Here is a 19,960-nt window from a genome sequence, read left to right as displayed (position 1 = left end):
CGGACCCGGACCCGGACCCTGCGAAGCCGCTCAGACCTCGATCCGCGTGCTCACGCGCCGGTCCATGACCGAGCGGCCGGCTTCCACCTCGTACGCGCCCGCCTGACGCGCCCACGCGTTGGCGTTCTCGTCCCAGATCTCGTAGGCGCGGCGCGGCAGCGGGACGGTGACCTCGACGCTCTCGCCGGGTGCCGCCTCGGCTCCCGCGAAGCCGGCCAGCCAGCGGGCCGGGCGGGCGGGGTCGGCCTGTTCGGGCGCCAGATAGACCTGGACCACCTCGCGACCGGACCGCTCACCGGTGTTGCGCACCCGGACCACGGCCGTCGCGCCCGCGTCGCGCACCTCGATCGACTCGTACGTCCAGTCGGTGTAGCCGAGGCCGTGGCCGAAGGCGTACGACGGGGTGGCGCCCGACCTCTCCCAGGCGCGGTAGCCGATGAACACGCCCTCGGTGTAGGCCAGCCGGCCGTCGGTGGGGGTGACCTCGGTGACGGGTGCGTCCTCGAACGCGCCCCAGGTGGTGGGCAGCCGGCCACCGGGCTCCTCGGCTCCGGTGAGGACGTCGGCGAGGGCGTCGCCGCCCTCCTGGCCGGGGAACCAGCTCAGGAGCACGGCCGCGACGTCCTCGCGCCACGGGAGTTCCACCGGGGAGCCGGAGTTCACGACCACGACGGTGTTCGGGTTGGCGGCGGCAACGGCGCGGACGAGGTCGTCCTGACGGCCCGGCAGGCGCAGGTCCTTGCGGTCGAAGCCCTCGGACTCGACGCGCTCGGTGGTGGCCACCACGACGACCGCGGTGTCGGCGGCGCGCGCGGCCTCGACGGCCTCGGCGATCAGCTCGTCGGGGTCGCGCTGCGGCTCGCGGTGCACCAGCGAGAACGCGATGGCCTGGAGCGGGGCGCCCTCGGGCTTGAAGACGACGTAGCGCAGGGCCACGCCGACGGGCTCGCCGGCGACGAGGTCGACGTCTCCGCGGCCGACGGGGCTGCCGAAGAACGCCTCGAACGGGTCGGCGGCGGAGGCGAGCGGCTGCTCCCCGTCGAAGACGGTCTGTCCGGCGACGGTGAGGGTGAAACCGCCGATGCCCTGGGTGCCGAAGGTGTGCGGCCCGGAGGTGCGCGGGGTGAAGACGCCGGTGATCTCGACGGTGTGCAGGGTGTCGTGGGTGACGCCGGCGGGCAGGTCGGCGCCGATCCACTGAATACGGCCGCCGGGCACGGACGCGCTGCCGATGACGTCACCGGCGGCGTCCAGGCAGCGGGCGCGCAGCTCGAACCCGCCGCCCGCCGCGGCGAGTTCCTCGTTCGGGTCGGCGCCGATGGCGTACGTGAGCGCGCCCTCGGGGAGCGCGGCGGTCAGCCCGTCGAGCGGGGAGACGACATGGGCGGGGAAGACGGTGGCGGAGCCTCCGCCGAGGACGCGGGCGTCGCGTGCGGCGGCGCCGATGAGGGCGACGCTGCCGCCTGAACGAAGGGGAAGCGCACCGGAGTTGCGTACGAGGACGAAGGCGCGGCGGGCGATCTCGCGGGCGAGTGCCTCGCCGTCGATCTCTTCCGGGACCTCGGTGACGACAGGCTCGGCGCCTTCGAGGATGCCGACGCGGGCGGCGAGGCGCAGCACGTTGCGCACGGCCTCGTCGACGGTGGACTCCCCGACCTCTCCGGCACGGACGGCGGCGGCGAGCGCAGGGCCGTAGACCGTGCGCGGGCCGGGCATCGCGACGTCGAGGCCGCCCTCGATGTCGCCGGTGGTGGAGCGGGCGGCCATCCAGTCGGAGACGTTGAAGCCGTCGAAGCCCCATTCGCCGCGCAGCACCTCGTTCACGAGGTAGCGGTGTTCGGTCATCGTCGTGCCGTTGACCGTGTTGTAGGCGGTCATGATGCCCCAGGGGTGGGCGTTGGCGACGATGGCCTCGAAGGGGGCGAGGTAGAGCTCGCGCAGGGCGCGGGCGCTGACCACGTTGTCCACGGTGAAGCGGTCGGTCTCGGCGTCGTTCGCGACGAAGTGCTTGACGGTGGTGCCGACGCCGCCCGACTGCACGCCGCGCACGTACCCGGTGCCGATCGCGCCGGTCAGGTACGGGTCCTCGCTGTACGCCTCGAAGTGCCGGCCGCCCAGCGGCGAGCGGTGAAGGTTGACGGTCGGGGCGAGCAGCACGTGCACGCCCTTGCGCCGCGCCTCCTGGGCGAGCAACTGTCCGGCCCTGCTCGCGAGTTCGGGGTCCCAGGTGGCGGCGAGCGCCGTCGGTGACGGAAGGGCGATCGAGGGGTCGTCGGCGGTCCAGCGGATGCCGCGGACACCGATCGGGCCGTCCGACATCACCAGCGAACCGAGGCCGATGCCGGGGACGGCGGGCAGGGACCACATGTCCTGCCCGGCGAGGAGATCCGCCTTGGTGTCGAGGTCGAGCTTGCCGAGCGCTGCCTCGATGGCAGCCTCACGTGCCTGGTCCTGCTGGGTCTCCGCCACGACGGCGCCTCCTCGTTGAAGTCCGGCCCTTGGCCGCCATCCTGCACCCGTTACCTGTAGATCGGTAGGTTTCGTTATGTCGCCGTTATAAACGATGTCGTACGGTGACGGCATGGGTACGAGAACCGCCAGGAGCGAGGAACGGCGCGCGGAGATCCTCCGTGCCGCCCTGGAGGTGATCGCCGAGCGCGGGTACCGCGGCGCCACGCTGGGGGCGGTGGCCGAGCGTGTCGGGCTCACGCAGCAGGGACTGCTGCACTACTTCCGCACCAAGGAGGCCCTGCTCGTCGCGGTCCTGGCGGAGCGCGACCAGTGGGACGCGGTGCCGGACGGCCGGTGGCGGCTCGACCTGCTGGCCTCGCTCGTCGAGTACAACGCGATGCGGCCCGGCATCGTGCAGACGTTCTCCGCACTGCTCGGCGAGAGCGTCACGGAGGACCATCCGGCTCGGCCCTACTTCACCGAGCGGTACGGGAGCGTGCGGGAGAGCCTGGCCGCGGTGCTGCGCACCGAATACGGGGAGCGGCTGCCCGGCGGCCTCACGCCCGAGCGGGCGGCGCCGCTGCTCGTGGCGGTGATGGACGGGCTGCAGTACCAGTGGCTGCTGGACCCCGAGTCGGTGGACATGCCGGGCGCGTTCCGCGACTTCATGGCGCTCATCGAGGGCGGCGGAGGCGACGCGGGCCCCCGGTGAACTCCCGTGCGGGCGGCGGCTACTGGCGCCAGACGACCGCGAGCGTCTTGCTCACCCCGCACACCAGGACGTAGGCGACGGCCCAGCCGACGGACCCGGCCAGCAGGAGCGCGGCCGCTCCCGCCCCGAACCACACCAGCTCGAAGGCGACCCGGCCCGCGCCCCGCGTCTTGTACGACGCCTTCTGGGATCCGAACAGCGCCCACAAGGTGATCATCACGGCGATGACGCCGAGGCCGAGCAGCCAGGCGAGCGGGGCCGAGACGTCGCGGGTGAACCCCCAGCGCCCGACGGCCCCGAGTGCGGCCAGTTCGATCAGGAAGAGCACACCCGGGTTCGCCGTCTTCATGGGCGCAGTATGACCCGGCCTACCGCTCGCGGATACGGGTCACGGCGCGCGCGATGTCCTCGTGGACGAGGGACGGGTCCGCCGCGGCCTGCTTGAAGTGGCCCAACACGGCCTCCATGGCCGGGAGTTCGGTGATCCCGGTGGCCAGGGCGATGTCCTTGACGGCGAGGTCCGAACCGAAGTGCACGCCCTGCGCGAAGGCGCGGGCGACGGCTCCGCCGAGGGGGCCCGCGGCGAGGGCGCCCTTCGCGACGTCCTCGGGCAGGCCGAGCGCGTCCGCGAGCGCCATGGCCTCGGCGACCAGGCCGACGCCGCCGATGACCGCGGTGTTGACGACGAGTTTGAGAGCGGCGCCGGAGCCGGGCGCGCCGGTGCGGGTGACCGTGCCGAGGTGGGCGAGCACACCTTCGATCCGGTCCGCGTCGCCGCCCGCGAGGATGCCGAGCTCGCCCGCCTCGGCCTTGTCGGTGCTGCCCATGACCGGGGCGTCGACGAGGGTCACCCCGTCACCGAGTCGCGCCGCCAGCTGCCGTACGGCGTCGGGGCCGATGGTCGACATCTCCGCCCAGTACGTGCCGGGCCGCAGTTCGGGCGCGATGGCGTCGGCGACCTCGGACACGGCGTCCGGGGTGGCGAGCATCGTGATGACCACGTCGGCGTCGCGCACGGCGTCGGCGGGGGTGTCGGCGAGGACGGCGCCCCGTTCGACGAGCGGGGCGGCTTTCGCCGGGGTGCGGTTCCAGACGGTCAGCGGGTGCCCGGCGTCGAGGAGATGGCGGGCCATGGGCGCGCCCATGTGACCGAGGCCGAGGAAGGCGATCTTTTCCATGCCCCGACGCTAGCGCGTCCCGCCCGGATCGGACCGGGCTCTCGGGTCAGTGCGCGGCCGGGTCGCCGGTGGGGTGCGGGGCGGGCTCGGGCGCCGGTTCCGGGGCCGTCTCGCCGAGCAGGTCCCGGGCCATCAGGGTCGCGCCGGCCACCGCTCCCGGCATCAGGAACACCGCGACGACCGGCACCAGGAACGCGACCGCGAGCGGCGTGCCGAAGCCCCAGGCGAGGCCCTTGCGGGAGCGCAACAGGGTGAGGCGTTCGCGCAGTTCGACGCTGCGGCGCTGGAGCGCGACCGCGGTGAGCTCCTCCGTGAGAAAGAAGCCGGTGACGAAGAAGCCGATCACCGGGACGACGCTCTGGCCGGCGAACGGGATGAATCCGAGGGCGAAGAGCAGGACGCCCCAGAGCGCCGCGCGCACCAGGACCCGCAGGCTGTCGCGGGCGGAGATCCACAGTTCGCGCCAGAGCGGGAGACCCGACTCAGGGGCGTGGCCGCCCTCGGCGAGGTCGACCTGCTCCGACAGGGACTCGTAGAAGGGCTGGCCGATCAGGAGGGTGACGGCGGTGAAGGCGACGACGGCGAGCAGCAGGACGAGGGCGAAGAGCACGGCCGTCAGGAAGCCGCGGAACAGGCCGGCCCACGGGGACGTCCAGTCGTCGGCGAAGGGGGTCGCCCAGGTGACGAAGTCGTCGCCCCACAGGGCCAGGCAGACCAGCGCGGCCGCGTACAGGACCAGGGTGATCAGGCCGGGCAGGAGCCCCATGCCGAACTGCTTGCCGTGCTGGGAGACCCAGCGCTGGCCCTTCATCAAGTAGCCGAAGCCCGCCCCGAGATCACGCATGGGCACCACCCTATGGGACCGGCCCGCACCCCTTGCGCGGGGTACGGGCCGGGGCCGGGTCGCGCCGCTCAGACGGAGAGCGTGACCGTGATGTTGCCGCGGGTGGCCTTGGAGTACGGGCACACCTGGTGGGCCTTCTCTATCAGGGACTTGGCGGTGGCCTCGTCCACGTTCGGGATCTTGGCGGCGATCTCGACGATGAGGCCGAAGCCCTCGTCGTTCTTGCCGATGCCCACGTGCGCGGTGACGGTCGAGCCGGAGATGTCGGCGTTCTCCTGGCGGGCGACCACGGCGAGCGCTCCCTGGAAGCAGGCGCTGTAGCCGGCGGCGAACAGCTGCTCCGGGTTGGTGCCTGCGCCGCTGCCGCCCTGCTCCTTGGGCGGGTTCACGACGACGTCGAGCTTGCCGTCGTCCGTGGAGACGCGGCCGTCACGGCCGTTCTCCGCGGTGGCCACGGCGGTGTAGACGACGTCCGACTGCTGGATGGGCATCCCGTACTCCCTCATTCGATCCGGTAGGCGGAAAGAGATTACCGAATCCCGGAAGGAACGAGCGTGACCGGGGTCACTCCCCCAGCTTGACGATCATCTTTCCGATGTTGTCGCCGCGCAGAACACCGAGGAACGCCTCCAGGTTGTTCTCGATGCCCTCGACGACGGTCTCGCGGTACTTGAGCTCGCCGGAGCGGATCCAGGCGCCGACCTGCTGCACGAACTGCGGCTGGAGGTCGTAGTGGTCGCCGACCAGGAAGCCCTCGATCCGGCCGCGGGTCTGGATCAGACGGGACAGGTTGCGCGGACCGGGGGCGGCCTCGGTGCTGTTGTAGACCGAGATCGCGCCGCAGATCGCGATGCGCCCGTCGCGGTTGAGCCGGCCGATCGCCGCTTCGAGGTGGTCGCCGCCGACGTTGTCGAAGTAGACGTCGATGCCGTCGGGGGCCGCCTCCTTGAGCTGCTCGAAGACGGAGCCGTCCTTGTAGTTGAAGGCGGCGTCGAAGCCGTACTCCTCGACGAGGAGCTTGACCTTCTCGGCCGAGCCCGCCGAGCCGACGACGCGGCCCGCGCCGAGGAGCTTGGCGATCTGGCCGACCTGGCTGCCGACGGCACCGGCCGCACCGGAGACGAAGACCGTGTCGCCCTCCTTGAAGGACAGGGTGCGCAGAAGGCCGGCGTACGCGGTGAGGCCCGTCATGCCGAGGACACCGAGGTACGCCGACAGGGGCGCGGCCTCCGGGTCGACCTTCACGGCCTGCTTGGCGTCGAAGGTGGCGTACTCGCGCCAGCCGTTGAAGTGCAGCACGTGGTCACCGACGGCCACACCCTCGTCGTTCGAGGCGACGACCACGCCGACCGCACCGCCCTGCATCGCCTTGCCGAGCTCGTACGGGGCGACGTACGACTTGGCGGCGCTCATGCGGCCGCGCATGTACGGGTCCACGGACACGTACAGGTTCTTGACGAGCACCTGGCCGGGGCCGGGCTGGACGATCTCCACCTCGCTGAGCTGGAAGTCCTCGGGCTTGGGCCAGCCGACCGGGCGGCTGGTCAGCTGCCACTCACGGCTCGTGGCGGGGATCTGAGGGGTGTCGACAGACATGGCGGGGGCCTCCTGATTGCTTCACTTACTGAAACAACCATGCTCCTCGATATTTCATAGTGTCAAGTAAATGGGTACTCTGGAGTACATGGCCGCCAGCAGCTCCGCCCCGAAACCCGTGACAGACGACCTCGCGACCGCCGGTCCCGCGACCGCGGACCCGGTGACAGCCGATCTGGTCGACCTGATCGGCACGCTCGTCTCGCGTCACTACAAGGAGTACGAGCAGGCCGCATCGGGCCAGGGCCTCACCACGGCGCAGGCGCGGGTTCTCGATCTGCTCTCGCGCGAGCCGATGCCCATGCGGCGCATAGCCCAGCAGGTGAACTGCGAGCCGTCGAACATCACCGGGCTCATCGACCGGCTGGAGGCGCGCGGCCTCGTCGAGCGCCGCCCCGACCCGGCCGACCGGCGCGTGAAGCTGGCCGCGCCGACGGCAGAGGGTGTGCGGATGGCGCGCGGCGTACAGGGGAACCTGGGCTTCGCGCGCGGGGCCATCGCCTCACTGACCGACGACGAGCGGATGGCGCTGCGCAGGATCCTGGCCAAGATGATGCTGGACGGCGACGTGACGGGATGACGCCGGCCGCGAGGGACCACCTTCACGTGAACGACGTGACGACCTGATACCGACCGCGAGAGACGGCCCTCAGCTGAACGACGCCACGACCTGACACCGGCCGCGCCTTCTCGCAGGAACTAGGTGCACCACCACAGGAAGCGGTCGCACGTCTGCGTCGGGGTGGGCTGCGGCGGGGGCGGCGGTGTCGTGGTGGGCCCGGGGGCGGGCGTGCCGGGGCCGGTCGGGGTGCGCGGCGTCGGGGTGGCGGCGGGCACGGGGGTGGCGCGGCCCTCGGTCCCCTCCTTCGCCCGCTCCGTCTCCTTGTCCTTCTTCGCGTCCTCGGACTCCGACGCGGACGGCGAGGGGGACGCCGAGGCGCTCGACGCCTGGGGGTCCGCCTCGGCCGCTGCGGCGCCGGTCGGGGTGCCGGCCGCCGAGGACGCGGCGGCCCGGGCCTCCTGGTCGGCAGTGTCCTCGGCCGACGTGGACGAGCCCTGCGTGTCGCCGTCCGCCGACGACTCGGTGCCGAGTTCCGCGAAGCTGAGGCCGCCCGCGGCGAGGGCGAGCCCCGCGGCGGCGATCACGATCTTGTTGCGCCGGCGCCGGTGGGCCCTGCGGGCCCCCCGCTCACGGCGCTCCCTGCGGGAGCGGCGGGTGTGCGTGGGTTCGTCGGCATGAGCGGCGCCGGCACTCTCGGCCGACTCCTGCGCAGCGAGCGCCTCCGCGTGCGCGCGGCACGCTTCGGCGGGCGTGCCGCACCCAGGGCAGGCGAGGGCGCCGTTGAGGTGCCTTCGGCACGGGTGGCAGTAATCCATGACGCATGGAGGCTAGGCGCCGCGCCGGTAACGGAAAAAGCCAGGGCTGTGAATGTTCTGTGCGGAACTGCGTGTTCCGCAGAATTGACCCTCCATACGGCTTCTGCACACGGCATACCGCGCGATCGGGTGCACGAACCATTGACACCCCGCGCGCACCTCCTTACTGTCACGCCAAGATTTCGAACGCATGACGAAATATCGAACGTCGCAGGGGGCAACTGCCGTGCGCATCACGGGAATCAGCACGCATGTGGTCGGGACGCCTTGGCGCAACCTGACCTACGTCCAGGTGCACACCGACGAGGGGATCACCGGGGTCGGCGAGACCCGGATGCTGGGCCACACCGACGCGCTCGTCGGCTATCTGAAGGAGGCTCAGGCCAACCACATCCTCGGCTCGGACCCCTTCGCGACCGAGGACCTCGTACGACGCATGAAGTACGGGGACTACGGGCGGGCCGGGGAGATCGTGATGTCCGGCATCGCGGTCGTCGAGATGGCCTGCTGGGACATCAAGGGCAAGGCACTGGGCGTCCCGGTGTGGCAGCTGCTCGGCGGCAAGGTGACGGACCGGGTCAAGGCGTACGCGAACGGCTGGTACACCACCGAGCGCACCCCCGAGGCGTACCACAAGGCGGCGCAGGCCGTGATGGAGCGCGGGTACAAGGCGCTGAAGATCGACCCGTTCGGGACGGGGCACTACGAGCTGGACCACGAACAGAGTCTGTACGCCGTGTCGTTGATCGAGGCGGTGCGCGACGCGATCGGGCCCGACGCCGAACTGATGCTGGAGATGCACGGCCGGTTCTCGCCGGCGACCGCGATCCGGCTGGCGCGCGATCTCGCTCCCTTCAAGCCCGCGTGGCTGGAGGAGCCGGTGCCGCCGGAGAACCTCAAGGCGCTGGAGAAGGTGGCCGCGAGGGTGGACATCCCGGTCGCCACGGGTGAACGGATCCATGACCGGATCGAGTTCCGTGAGCTGTTCGAGAGCCAGGCCGCGGACATCATCCAGCCGGACGTCGGCCACATCGGCGGCATCTGGGAGACGCGGAAGCTGGCGGCGACGGCGGAGTCGCACTATGTGCTGGTCGCGCCGCACAACGTGGGCGGCCCGGTGCTGACCGCGGCCTCGCTCCAGGTCGGCTTCAGCACGCCGAACTTCAAGGTGCTCGAGCACTTCAACGACTTCGCGGACGCGGACATCAAGAAGGTCGTGAAGGGCGCGCCGCAGGTCGACCCGGAGACCGGATGTTTCGAGCTGTCGCACGAGCCGGGGCTCGGGGTCGAGCTGGACGTGGACGCGGCGGCCGAATTCCCGCAGCAGCAGGCCCGGTTCGACCTGTGGGCCGAGGGCTGGGAGCAGCGCCGGCCGGAGGGGACGCGGTGAGCGTCGCGGTCGTCGTCGAGGCGCCGGGCGCGTACCGGATCGTCCCTCACGAGCCGACGCCGCCAGGTGCCGGCGAGGTGCTGGTCCGCGTCCACGCCGTGGGCATCTGCGGCAGCGACCGCGAGGTGTACCAGGGCAACCGGCCCGAGGGGTACGTGCGGTACCCGCTCACTCCGGGGCACGAGTGGTCCGGCACCGTCGAGGCCGTCGGGCCGGGCGCCCCGGAGTCACTCGTCGGCAGGAAGGTCGTCGGCGAGGGCTTCCGCAACTGCCAGGTCTGCGACCGGTGCCACGCCGGCGAGAGCACGCTGTGCACGGCCGGGTACGAGGAGACCGGGTTCACGCGGCCCGGCGCCATGGCCGCCACCCTCACCCTGCCCGCCCGTCTCCTGCACGTCCTGCCGGACGACGCCGACCTGACGGCGGCCGCGCTGCTCGAACCCGCGGCCTGCGTAGCCGCGGCGGCGCTCAAGGCGGACGCGCGGCCCGGCGAACGGGTCGCCGTCGTCGGCGCGGGCACCCTCGGCATGCTCGCCGTGCAGTTCCTCGCGGCGCACTCCCCCGCCGAGCTCCTCGCCGTCGACACCCGGCCCGAACGGGCCGCCCCGGCGAAGAAGTTCGGCGCGACGGACTTCCGCACGCCCGCCCAGGAGCTGCCCGGCGACTTCGATGTGGTGATCGAGACCGCCGGATCCGCCGACTCGGCGCGTACCGCGGCGTCGCTGCTGCGGCGTGGGGGACGGCTCGTCCTCACCGGACTCCCGGCGTCCGGCGGGGCGGGGCTCGATCCGACCGGACTCGTCGTGCGGCAGCTGGAGGTGCGGACCGTGTTCGGGGCGCCGCCGGCCGCCTGGGCGCATGCCGTGCGGGTCTTCGGCGCGGGGCTGCTCGATCCGTTGCCGCTGGTGACGCACGAGCTGCCGCTGGATCAATTCCCGCACGCCATCGAGCTGGTGGGATCCGGTGACCCCGAGGTGGGCAAGGTGCTGCTGCTCCCCTAGGGCCTCGCAAGCCCTGGCTCCTGCCTACCGGGATGTTCCGGACATGCCGGCACCCAGCCCTCCGGCACCTTCCGGGCATGCCCGCACCCACCGATCCGAACTTGGTTCGAAATACCGAACAACACCGAACGTGAAGGACTGCCCGTGACCGACTCCCCCTCTCCCCGCCGCCCCGGCGAACCCGCCCTCGCGGCCCTGGGCCTGTCCGCCCCCTCCACCGCCGACGCCGACACCTCCCCGCACACCTTCCCCGACGGCGGCACCTGGCGCACCGAGATCCCCTCCGTCGAGGGGCCCGAGGCGCTGGCCGTCGTACTCAAGGAGGCCGCGCGCCTGGACGTGCCGGTCCACCGGATCAGCCAGGGCAGCGGCGTGTGGATGCTCACCGACGCCGAGATCACCGAGATGGTCGAGTCGGCCGCCGAGCGGGACATCGAGCTGTGCCTGTTCACCGGGCCGCGCGGCACCTGGGACACCGGCGCCTCCGTGCGCACCGACTCGCACGGCGCCGGCCTGCGCGCCCGCGGCCACGACGCCGTCGCCGGTTGCGTGGAAGACGCCGTACGGGCGACGGAGTTGGGCGTGAAGTGCCTGCTCGTCGCCGACGAGGGCGTGCTGTGGACCCTGCACCGGGCCCGCGAGCAGGGGGTGATCCCCCGTGACACCACGCTCAAGGTCTCCGCGCTCATCGGACCGGTCAACCCGGCTTCCTACGCCGTCTTCGAGCGGCTCGGCGCCGACTCTCTCAATGTGCCGAGCGACCTGACGCCGGCTCACCTCACCGAGATCCGCCGGGTCTCCGCCGCGCCCATGGACCTGTACGTCGAGGCGCCGGACGACCTCGGCGGCTATGTGCGGATGTACGAGATCGCGGAGCTGATCCGCCGCGGGGCACCCCTGTACCTGAAGTTCGGGCTCGCGAAGGCCCCCGCCATCTACCCCTACGGCGCCCACCTGCGCGACGTCACGCTCGACACCGCCCGTGAGCGCGTGCGCCGCGGCCGGCTCGCCCTCGACCTCCTGGCCAGGCACGGCGCGGACGGCGGCATGTCACCGCTCGGCGCGCGGCTGCCGGGCCCCCTCGACCGTTTCCCGCTCACCGTCCCAGCCCCTCACGACGCGACCGACAAGGACTGATGACCATGCGCAACCGCAGAAGTGCCGTTTCCGCCGTGGCGGGAGCCGCCGCTCTCGCCCTCGCCCTGACCGCCTGCGGGCAGAGCAGTGAGGGCGGCAGCAAGGAGGCGAAGGACAAGAAGGAGATGACCGTCGGCATCGCCATGCCGACCAAGTCGTCCGAGCGCTGGATAGCCGACGGCAAGAACATGGTCACCACGCTGCACAAGGCCGGCTACAAGACGACCCTCCAGTACGGCGAGGACGACGTCGACCAGCAGGTCCAGCAGCTCGAAGGCATGATCACGCAGGGTGTGGACGCGCTGGTCATCGCAGCGATCAACGGCGACGCGCTCTCCAACGTGCTCAAGGAGGCGCATGACGCGAACATCCCCGTCATCTCCTACGACCGCCTCCTGCTCAACTCCCCCTACGTCGACTACTACGCCTCCTTCGACAACGAGAAGGTCGGCCGGCTCCAGGGCACGTACATCACCGAGAAGCTGGGTCTGAAGGACGGCTCCAAGAAGGGGCCCTTCAACATCGAGCTGTTCGCGGGCTCGAACGACGACAACAACACCAAGTACTTCTTCAACGGCGCGATGAAGGTGCTCCAGCCCTACATCGACAAGAAGCAGCTCGTGGTCAGGTCCGGCCAGACGGCGCTCAACAAGGTCACGACGCTGCGCTGGGACGGCGGCACCGCGCAGAAGCGCATGGACGACCTGCTCACGTCGTCGTACTCCTCGGCCAAGGTGGATGCCGTCCTCTCGCCGTACGACGGCATCTCGATCGGCATCCTGTCCGCCCTCAAGTCCGACGACTACGGCTCCGCGAGCAAGCCGCTGCCCGTCGTCACCGGGCAGGACGCCGAGGTCGCCTCGGTGAAGTCGATCGTCGCGGGCCAGCAGACCCAGACCGTCTACAAGGACACCCGGGAGCTGGCCAAGGTCGCCTCCAGCATGGTCGACGCGGTACTGAAGGGGAAGAAGCCGCAGGTCAACGACACCACGTCGTACAACAACGGCAAGAAGGTCGTGCCGTCCTATCTGCTCCAGCCGGTGAGCGTCGACAAGAGCAACTACCAGAAGGTGCTCGTCGACAGCGGCTACATCAAGGCGAGCGACCTCAAGTAGCCCGCCCACACCACTTCACACGGAGCAGAAAGGCACGACCATGGCGGGACCCGTCCTGGAAATGCGCTCGATCGTCAAGACCTTTCCCGGCGTCAAGGCGCTCGCGGACGTCTCTCTGAGCGTCCGCGCGGGCGAGGTCCACGCCGTCTGCGGGGAGAACGGCGCCGGGAAGTCGACGCTGATGAAGGTCCTCAGCGGCGTTCACCCGCACGGCAGTTACGAGGGGGAGATCCTCTTCGAGGGCGAGCCGTGCCGGTTCAAGGACATCGGGGCGAGCGAGAAGCGCGGCATCGTGATCATCCACCAGGAGCTCGCCCTGGTGCCGTACCTCTCGCTCGCCGAGAACATCTTCCTCGGCAACGAGCACGCCACGCGGGGCGTGATCAGCTGGGGCGAGACCCTCAAGCACGCCACGGACCTGCTGCGGCGGGTCGGTCTCAACGAGCACCCGCAGACCCGCGTCGCCGACATCGGCGTCGGGAAGCAGCAGCTGGTCGAGATCGCCAAGGCCCTGTCGAAGGAGGTGAAGCTGCTCATCCTCGACGAGCCGACGGCCGCGCTCAACGACGAGGACAGCGGCAAACTCCTCGATCTGATCCTGGAGTTGAAGGGCCAGGGCATCACCTCGATCATCATCTCGCACAAGCTCAACGAGATCGCGAGGGTCGCGGACTCGGTGACGGTCATCCGCGACGGGCACTCCATCGAGACGCTCGACGTGAAGGCCGCGGAGACGACCGAGGAGCGGATCATCCGCGCCATGGTCGGCCGCGACCTCGACCACCGCTTCCCGGAGCGCACCCCGCACCCGCAGGACGGCGCCGCGGCGCCGGCTCTCGAGATCCGCGACTGGACCGTCTTCCACCCCATCGACCAGCAGCGCAAGGTCGTCGACTCGGTGTCCCTGAACGTGCGCCGCGGGGAGATCGTCGGCATCGCGGGGCTGATGGGCGCGGGCCGCACGGAGCTGGCGATGAGCGTGTTCGGCCGGGCCTACGGGAAGTACGCGGGGGGCAGCGTCCTCAAGGACGGCACCGAGATCCGCACCCGCACCGTTCCCGAGGCGGTCGGGCACGGCATCGCGTACGTCACCGAGGACCGCAAGCACTACGGCCTCAACCTCATCGACTCCATCAACCGCAACATCTCGCTGAGCGCGCTGCGCAAGGTCGCCCGGCGCGGGGTCGTCGACGAGCACGAGGAGCGGAAGGTCTCCGAGGGCTTCCGGAAGTCCATGGACATCAAGGCGCCCAACGTCTCCGAACCCGTGGGCCGGCTCTCCGGCGGCAACCAGCAGAAGGTCGTCCTCAGCAAGTGGATCTTCGCGGGGCCCGATGTGCTGATCCTCGACGAACCGACCCGCGGCATCGACGTGGGCGCGAAGTACGAGATCTACACGGTGATCGACCAACTGGCCGCCGAGGGCAAGGCCGTTGTCTTCATCTCCTCCGAACTGCCCGAGCTGCTCGGCATGTGCGACCGGATCTACACGATGTCGGCCGGACGGCTCACCGGTGAGGTCCCGCGAGCGGAGGCCACCCAGGAAGTGCTGATGCGGCACATGACCAAGGACAAGAGGTAGGACCGATGAGCACGAACCTGAAGGCCGGGTCACCGGCCGGCGCCGCGGCCCCGAAGGAATCCGGAGACACCGGGCACGCGGCCGGCCTCGTCCGGCTGATCATCGACGGCATGCGCCGCAACATGCGGCAGTACGGGATGCTCTTCGCCCTCGGCCTGATCGTGATCCTTTTCGAGGTCTGGACGGGCGGCGATCTGCTGCTGCCGCGCAACGTCTCGAACCTGGTGCTGCAGAACAGCTACATCCTGATCCTGGCGATCGGCATGATGATCGTCATCATCGCGGGCCACATCGACCTGTCGGTGGGCTCCATCACCGCGTTCACGGGGGCGCTCGCCGCGGTGCTCATGGTCACGCACCACTGGTCGTGGCCGGTGGCCGCCATCGCGGTCCTCGCCGTCGGCGCGCTCGCCGGGGCCATGCAGGGCTTCTTCATCGCCTACCTCGGCATACCGTCGTTCATCGTGACCCTGGCGGGCATGCTGCTCTTCCGCGGTCTGACGGAGATCTTCCTCAAGGGGCAGACGCTCGGCCCGTTCCCCGACGGGCTGCAGAAGGTCGCCAACGGCTTCCTGCCCGAGGTCGGCCCCGACACGAACTACCACAACCTCACCCTGCTCCTCGGCCTGGGACTCATCGCCCTCGTCGTGTGGCAGGAGGTGCGCGACCGCAAGCGCCAGCAGGAGTACGCGCTCGACGTGCTGCCCGCGAAGCTGTTCGCGCTGAAGCTCACCGCGCTGGTCGCCGCCGTCCTCGTCTTCACCCTGCTGCTCGCCAGCTACAAGGGCGCGCCCGTGGTGCTGATCGTCCTGGCCGTGCTCCTCGTCGCCTTCGGCTACGTGATGCGCAACGCGGTGATCGGCCGCCATGTGTACGCGATCGGCGGCAACCTGCCGGCGGCGAAGCTCTCCGGCGTCCGGGACAAGAAGGTCACCTTCGCGGTCTTCCTCAACATGGGGATGCTGGCGGCGCTCGCGGGCCTGGTCTTCGCGGCCCGCTTCAACGCCGCGTCGCCGAAGGCGGGCGTCAACTTCGAACTCGAGGCGATCGCCGCCTCGTTCATCGGCGGCGCGTCGATGAGCGGCGGCGTCGGCACGGTGCTCGGCGCGATCATCGGCGGCACCGTCCTCGGCGTCCTGAACAACGGCATGAACCTCGTCGGCGTCGGCACCGACTGGCAGCAGGTCATCAAGGGCCTGGTCCTGCTCGCGGCGGTCGGCTTCGACGTGTGGAACAAGCGCAAGGTCGGTTCGTAAGTCAGCTCGGCCCCGTCGGCCCGAGCCCGGCGGGGCCCACCCTTCGAGGGAGCCGCACATGGAACTGAGCAGACGCACTCTCCTCGCATCGGCCGCCGCCACCGGTGCGGCAGCCACCGCCCTGGGCGGAACAGCCCATGCCTCAGGCTCCGCCCCGGGAAGCAGGCGGCCTGTGAAGGAGTTCTTCGGCAAGCTCGCCGACGGCACGAGGATCTACCGCTGGTCCCTGGAGAACGGCGGCACCCGCCTGAAGGTCCTCTCCTACGGCGGCATCATCCAGTCCCTGGAGATACCGGACCGCCACGGCCGGTACGTGAACGTCTCCCTCGGCTACGACACCATCGAGGCCTACGTCGCCGGGACCACGTTCTTCGGTGCCACGATCGGCCGCTACGGCAACCGCATCGCGAACGGCCGGTTCACCCTCGACGGCACGACGTACCAGCTCTCCGTGAACGACGGGGCCAACTCCCTGCACGGCGGGGCGAAGGGCTTCAACACGCGGGTGTGGGACGTGGAGGACGTCACCTCCGGCTCCGACGTCGGCCTGAAGCTGCACTACACGTCGGTCGACGGCGAGATGGGCTACCCGGGCACGCTCAAGGTGACGGTCACCCACACCCTCGGGGCGAGCGGCGACTGGCGCATCGACTACGAGGCGACGACGAACAAGGCGACCGTCGTGAACCTGACGAACCACACGTACTACAACCTCGCGGGCGAGGGCAGCGGCGGCATCTACGACCACGAGCTCACCCTCGCCGCCTCCCGTTACACGCCCACCGACTCGGGGCTCATCCCGACCGGTGAGCGGGCGAAGGTCGCGGGCACCCCGTTCGACTTCCGCTCCGCGAAGCCGATCGGCCGCGACATCCGCACCGCGCACCCGCAGCTGGTCACGGCCAAGGGCTTCGACCACAACTGGGTCCTCGACAAGGGGATCACGGCGCGGCCCGTGCACTTCGCGACGCTGCGCGACCCGTCCTCCGGCCGCACTCTGGAGATCGCCACGGATCAGCCGGGCGTCCAGTTCTACTCGGGCAACTTCCTCGACGGCACACTCACCGGCCCCTCCGGGCGCACCTACCGGCAGGGCGACGGCCTGTGCCTGGAGACGCAGCACTTCCCGGACTCGCCGAACCGTCCGGCGTTCCCGTCGACGGTGCTGCGCCCGGGCGAGACGTACCGGACGACGACGGTGCACTCGTTCAGCGCCTGACCGACCCCCCACCCGCATCCCCCGGCCCCGCCCGTGACGACCACGGGCGAGGCCGGCGTCTTTTCTCCACCCCTTCGCACTCACTTCACCGAACCCCATGGAGAACGTCAGTTGAAACTCAGCAGACGTACGTTCACGGCGCTCACCGCCACGACCGCGGCGAGCCTCGCCCTGCGGCTGCCGGCGGCGGGCGCAGCCACTCCCGACGACGCGACCGCTCCCGTCCCCGTACCCGAGGCCGACGGGCGGACGCACACCGTCGCCTTCGACAAGTACTCGCTGCTCGTGGACGGCAGCCGGGTCGTCCTGTGGTCGGGCGAGGTGCACCCGTTCCGGCTGCCGAGCCCGTCGTTGTGGCGTGATGTGCTGCAGAAGCTGCGCGCGCACGGTTACAACGCCATCAGCATCTACGTCGCGTGGAACTTCCACTCCCCGGCCCCCGGCGCCTACGACTTCACGGGCGTGCGCGACCTCGGCCGCTTCCTGGAGACGGCCGCCGAGGAGGGTCTCTACGTCATCGCGCGCCCCGGCCCCTACATCAACGCGGAGGTCGACGCGGGCGGATTCCCCGGCTGGCTGACGGCCACCAAGGGCACGGCCCGTACCTCCGATCCCACCTATCTGGGTTATGTGGACGAGTACTTGACGGCCGTGAACGAGATCGTCGCCCGGTACCAGTACACGCGCGGCAAGGGCACAGTCGTCCTCTACGAGCTGGAGAACGAGTACGCCTCGAACGTGAACAGCCCGGCCGGCAAGGACTACATGGCGCACCTGTACGCGAAGGTCCGCGCCGACGGCATCGACGTCCCGCTGTTCCACAACGACAAGGGCCGCAACGGCTACTGGACTCCGGGCTCGTTCAGCACGGGTGGCGAGTCCGGCCGCTACCTCTACGGCTTCGACGGCTACCCGTCGCCGTCGGGCAACCCGCCGGACTGGGGCTACTTCGGCGTGGGCGGCGCCAAGGGCGGGTCGACGGCGAGCCCCGACACCCCTGGTCTGATGGCGGAGTTCGGGGGCGGCTGGTTCGACCCGTGGGGCGGCGCCGTGTTCGCCGGCAAGGGATACGAGGAGTCGCGGCGCACCCGCGACGCGGCGTACGAGCGGCGCTTCTACCTCACCAACCTCGCCAACGGCATCAAGATCCATAACGTCTACATGACGTTCGGCGGCACCAGCTGGGGCTGGCTCCCCGCGCCGGTCGTCTACACGTCGTACGACTACGGGGCGGCCCTCGACGAGGCGCGCAACGTCACGTCCAAGCTGACGCCCATGCATCAGATCGGCCAACTGCTCCGTTCCGTGCCGGACCTGGCGAAGCTGGACCGGGCGCAGGACACGGCGGCCGCCGACCCGGCCCTGAAGGTCTACCACCTGGCCAATCCCGACACGGGCGCGCACGTCTACGTCCTGCGCAACGACACGTCGGCGCCGATCACCTCGACGCTGCCACTGGGCTCGGCGAGCGCGGAGGTCACGGTCGGCGCGAAGGACGCGAAGCTCGTCCTGGCCGAGGCCGCTCTGGGGAATCGGGAGCTGGCGTACTCGACGGTCCAGCCGATGATCCAGCTCAGCGCGGGGCGCCGGGACGTCGCGGTGTTCGCGGGCCGGTCGGGAGAGCCGGCCGAGGCGGCCTTCGCGTACGAGGAGGAGCCGGAGGTCACGGTCCTCGACGGGCCGGCAACCGTGACGTACGAGGACGGGAACCTGCGCATCGCCACCCACCTGCGCGGCCTGGTGCGGGTACTGGTGGGCGGCACGCTCCTCGTCATGTTCGCGGACGACGAGACGTCCGCGCGGCTGTGGCGCCACGACACCCCTTCGGGCCCGGTCCTCGTCCGCGGTCCCGCGCTGCTGCGCCGGGCCGAACTCCACGGCGCCACTCTCCACCTGACGGGCGACACGATCGAGGACGCCGACCTGGAGGTGTGGGCACCGCGCGGTGTGCAGCTGATCACCTGGAACAACGGGCCGGTCCATGTGCGCACCACCGCGTCCGGCAGCTTCGCCGCCGAGCGGGCGCTCCCGGGCGTTCCGGAGGTACAGCTGCCCGCGCTCACCGACTGGCGGCAACGGCCCGAGAACCCGGAGTCGGAGCAGGACTTCGACGACACGGACTGGACCGTCGCCGACAAGACGACGTCGTACTCGACGACGCCCGTGCCCGCGGGCCGGCCCGTCCTGTTCGCCGACGACTACGGCTTCCACTACGGCGACGTCTGGTACCGGGGTTCGTTCGACGACGCGAGCGGCGCCGAGTCGGTGAACCTGGCGTACTCCACCGGGACCCAGGGCCTGCTGATGGCGTGGCTCGACGGCCGCCCCCTCGGCACGCACCGGATGCCGGTGCCGACGTCGGACCAGTCCACCCAGGGCACGTGGACGGCGACGGCGGCCTTCGCCCTGCCCGCCGGCCTGCGCACCGCGGGCGGCCATGTCCTCTCGGTCCTCGTCCGCCGCATGCAGCACGACGAGGACGGCGGCGCCCGGGACTCGCACAAGTCGGCGCACGGCCTGACCGAGGTGGCGTTCACGGGCGCGGATCCGGCCGTGACCTGGCGCATCCAGGGCGCTGCGGGCACGGACCCGGTGCGCGGCCCGCTCAACACGGGCGGCCTGTACGGGGAGCGGCACGGCTGGCACCTGCCGGGGCTCGATCTCGACGCGGACGGCGGCTGGGAGCGGGCCGCGTTCCCGGTCGACGGCCCGGCACGCCAGGGGGTCTCCTGGTACCGCACCACGTTCCGGCTCGCCGTCGACCACGACGTGGACGCCTCGATCGGCCTCACCTTCACGGACGACGCGGCCCACGCCTACCGCGTTCAGCTCTACGTCAACGGCTGGAACATGGGCCAGTACATCAACGACGTGGGCCCCCAGCACACGTTCGCCGTCCCGAACGGCATCCTGCGCACCCGCGGCGCCAACACCCTCGCCCTGGCCGTCCTCGCCGACGGCACGACCCCGGCGGGCCCGGGAGACGTACAGCTCAAGCTCCTCGGGAGCGCGGCCGGCGGGGTGGAAGTGCGGGCGGTTCCGTCGCCGGGCGTGTGACCACCCCCTGAGTGGCACTGAGCGGCCGGAGGGCGACATCCCCTC

General features: G+C 70.8%; 17 protein-coding genes. 10 read left to right on the top strand and 7 right to left on the bottom strand.

The genetic code is table 11. The annotated features are described in order from the left end of the window. Positions 1-30: 30 nt before the first annotated feature. Positions 31-2,469, bottom strand: coding sequence for a glycoside hydrolase family 3 protein (locus ACZ67T_RS04180; RefSeq protein WP_469981469.1), 2,439 nt, complete (start codon positions 2,467-2,469; stop codon positions 31-33). Between the two features lie 94 nt (positions 2,470-2,563). Here ACZ67T_RS04180 and ACZ67T_RS04175 point away from each other — a divergent pair, with 94 nt between their 5' ends. Next, on the top strand, positions 2,564-3,163 hold the full coding sequence (locus ACZ67T_RS04175; protein ID WP_469981468.1) for a TetR/AcrR family transcriptional regulator: 600 nt from the start codon (positions 2,564-2,566) through the stop codon (positions 3,161-3,163). Between the two features lie 19 nt (positions 3,164-3,182). Here ACZ67T_RS04175 and ACZ67T_RS04170 read toward each other — a convergent pair whose 3' ends face one another. The 5 genes from ACZ67T_RS04170 to ACZ67T_RS04150 form a co-directional block, all read right to left on the bottom strand. Next, a complete protein-coding gene (locus tag ACZ67T_RS04170) occupies positions 3,183-3,512 on the bottom strand; it encodes a YrdB family protein (protein ID WP_469981467.1) in 330 nt (109 codons plus the stop codon). Between the two features lie 19 nt (positions 3,513-3,531). After that, entirely contained in the window at positions 3,532-4,341 is an 810-nt protein-coding gene (locus ACZ67T_RS04165; RefSeq protein WP_469981466.1) for an NAD(P)-dependent oxidoreductase, read from the bottom strand. A gap of 46 nt (positions 4,342-4,387) precedes the next feature. After that, entirely contained in the window at positions 4,388-5,185 is a 798-nt protein-coding gene (locus ACZ67T_RS04160) for an EI24 domain-containing protein (RefSeq protein ID WP_469981465.1), read from the bottom strand. Between the two features lie 68 nt (positions 5,186-5,253). After that, positions 5,254-5,676 (bottom strand): organic hydroperoxide resistance protein, encoded by a 423-nt coding sequence (locus tag ACZ67T_RS04155; RefSeq protein ID WP_266670216.1) that lies wholly within the window; start codon positions 5,674-5,676, stop codon positions 5,254-5,256. 73 nt (positions 5,677-5,749) lie between these two features. Continuing rightward, positions 5,750-6,781 (bottom strand): NADP-dependent oxidoreductase, encoded by a 1,032-nt coding sequence (locus tag ACZ67T_RS04150; protein ID WP_469981464.1) that lies wholly within the window; start codon positions 6,779-6,781, stop codon positions 5,750-5,752. An 88-nt stretch (positions 6,782-6,869) separates the two neighbouring features. On the opposite strand from ACZ67T_RS04150, the gene ACZ67T_RS04145 reads away from it, so the two are divergent. Beyond that, positions 6,870-7,361, top strand: a complete 492-nt coding sequence (locus ACZ67T_RS04145; RefSeq protein WP_469981463.1) for a MarR family winged helix-turn-helix transcriptional regulator — start codon at positions 6,870-6,872, stop codon at positions 7,359-7,361. Positions 7,362-7,480: 119 nt separating this feature from the next. Here ACZ67T_RS04145 and ACZ67T_RS04140 read toward each other — a convergent pair whose 3' ends face one another. Beyond that, a complete protein-coding gene (locus ACZ67T_RS04140; protein WP_469981462.1) occupies positions 7,481-8,158 on the bottom strand; it encodes an SCO2400 family protein in 678 nt (225 codons plus the stop codon). Between the two features lie 226 nt (positions 8,159-8,384). Between ACZ67T_RS04140 and ACZ67T_RS04135 the strand changes: the two genes are divergently transcribed. The 8 genes from ACZ67T_RS04135 to ACZ67T_RS04100 all read left to right on the top strand — a co-directional run bounded on the left by ACZ67T_RS04135 (position 8,385) and on the right by ACZ67T_RS04100 (position 19,915). Then, positions 8,385-9,548 (top strand): mandelate racemase/muconate lactonizing enzyme family protein, encoded by a 1,164-nt coding sequence (locus ACZ67T_RS04135; protein WP_469981461.1) that lies wholly within the window; start codon positions 8,385-8,387, stop codon positions 9,546-9,548. Continuing rightward, on the top strand, positions 9,545-10,549 hold the full coding sequence (locus tag ACZ67T_RS04130; protein ID WP_469981460.1) for a zinc-dependent alcohol dehydrogenase: 1,005 nt from the start codon (positions 9,545-9,547) through the stop codon (positions 10,547-10,549). The genes ACZ67T_RS04135 and ACZ67T_RS04130 overlap by 4 nt, the downstream gene beginning before the upstream one ends. A 144-nt stretch (positions 10,550-10,693) precedes the next feature. Beyond that, positions 10,694-11,686, top strand: a complete 993-nt coding sequence (locus ACZ67T_RS04125) for a hypothetical protein (RefSeq protein ID WP_469981459.1) — start codon at positions 10,694-10,696, stop codon at positions 11,684-11,686. 5 nt (positions 11,687-11,691) lie between these two features. Continuing rightward, entirely contained in the window at positions 11,692-12,801 is a 1,110-nt protein-coding gene (gene chvE / locus ACZ67T_RS04120) for a multiple monosaccharide ABC transporter substrate-binding protein (RefSeq protein WP_469981458.1), read from the top strand. Between the two features lie 40 nt (positions 12,802-12,841). Further along, positions 12,842-14,383, top strand: a complete 1,542-nt coding sequence (gene mmsA / locus ACZ67T_RS04115) for a multiple monosaccharide ABC transporter ATP-binding protein (RefSeq protein WP_469981457.1) — start codon at positions 12,842-12,844, stop codon at positions 14,381-14,383. Positions 14,384-14,388: 5 nt separating this feature from the next. Beyond that, entirely contained in the window at positions 14,389-15,639 is a 1,251-nt protein-coding gene (mmsB, locus tag ACZ67T_RS04110) for a multiple monosaccharide ABC transporter permease (protein WP_469981456.1), read from the top strand. Between the two features lie 58 nt (positions 15,640-15,697). Further along, positions 15,698-16,858 carry an aldose epimerase family protein gene (locus ACZ67T_RS04105; protein ID WP_469981455.1) on the top strand — a complete coding sequence of 387 codons (1,161 nt, stop codon included), beginning with the start codon at positions 15,698-15,700 and terminating at the stop codon, positions 16,856-16,858. A 111-nt stretch (positions 16,859-16,969) separates the two neighbouring features. Continuing rightward, positions 16,970-19,915, top strand: coding sequence for a beta-galactosidase (locus ACZ67T_RS04100; RefSeq protein WP_469981454.1), 2,946 nt, complete (start codon positions 16,970-16,972; stop codon positions 19,913-19,915). Positions 19,916-19,960: the final 45 nt, after the last annotated feature.

The sequence above is a fragment of the Streptomyces sp. NPDC107517 genome (assembly GCF_055582645.1).
Note: the sequence above shows the minus strand (reverse complement) of the source record. Positions and strands in the feature narration are given on the sequence as shown.

Excerpts from the sequence above, each read along its gene's own strand:
- ACZ67T_RS04175 (WP_469981468.1), top strand. The coding sequence starts at position 2,564 with ATGTCGTACGGTGACGGCATGGGTACGAGAACCGCCAGGAGCGAGGAA.
- ACZ67T_RS04105 (WP_469981455.1), top strand. The coding sequence starts at position 15,698 with ATGGAACTGAGCAGACGCACTCTCCTCGCATCGGCCGCCGCCACCGGT.
- chvE (WP_469981458.1), top strand. The coding sequence starts at position 11,692 with ATGCGCAACCGCAGAAGTGCCGTTTCCGCCGTGGCGGGAGCCGCCGCT.
- ACZ67T_RS04155 (WP_266670216.1), bottom strand. The coding sequence starts at position 5,676 with ATGCCCATCCAGCAGTCGGACGTCGTCTACACCGCCGTGGCCACCGCG.
- mmsA (WP_469981457.1), top strand. The coding sequence starts at position 12,842 with ATGGCGGGACCCGTCCTGGAAATGCGCTCGATCGTCAAGACCTTTCCC.
- ACZ67T_RS04140 (WP_469981462.1), bottom strand. The coding sequence starts at position 8,158 with ATGGATTACTGCCACCCGTGCCGAAGGCACCTCAACGGCGCCCTCGCC.
- mmsB (WP_469981456.1), top strand. The coding sequence starts at position 14,389 with ATGAGCACGAACCTGAAGGCCGGGTCACCGGCCGGCGCCGCGGCCCCG.
- ACZ67T_RS04170 (WP_469981467.1), bottom strand. The coding sequence starts at position 3,512 with ATGAAGACGGCGAACCCGGGTGTGCTCTTCCTGATCGAACTGGCCGCA.
- ACZ67T_RS04165 (WP_469981466.1), bottom strand. The coding sequence starts at position 4,341 with ATGGAAAAGATCGCCTTCCTCGGCCTCGGTCACATGGGCGCGCCCATG.
- ACZ67T_RS04160 (WP_469981465.1), bottom strand. The coding sequence starts at position 5,185 with ATGCGTGATCTCGGGGCGGGCTTCGGCTACTTGATGAAGGGCCAGCGC.
- ACZ67T_RS04150 (WP_469981464.1), bottom strand. The coding sequence starts at position 6,781 with ATGTCTGTCGACACCCCTCAGATCCCCGCCACGAGCCGTGAGTGGCAG.
- ACZ67T_RS04145 (WP_469981463.1), top strand. The coding sequence starts at position 6,870 with ATGGCCGCCAGCAGCTCCGCCCCGAAACCCGTGACAGACGACCTCGCG.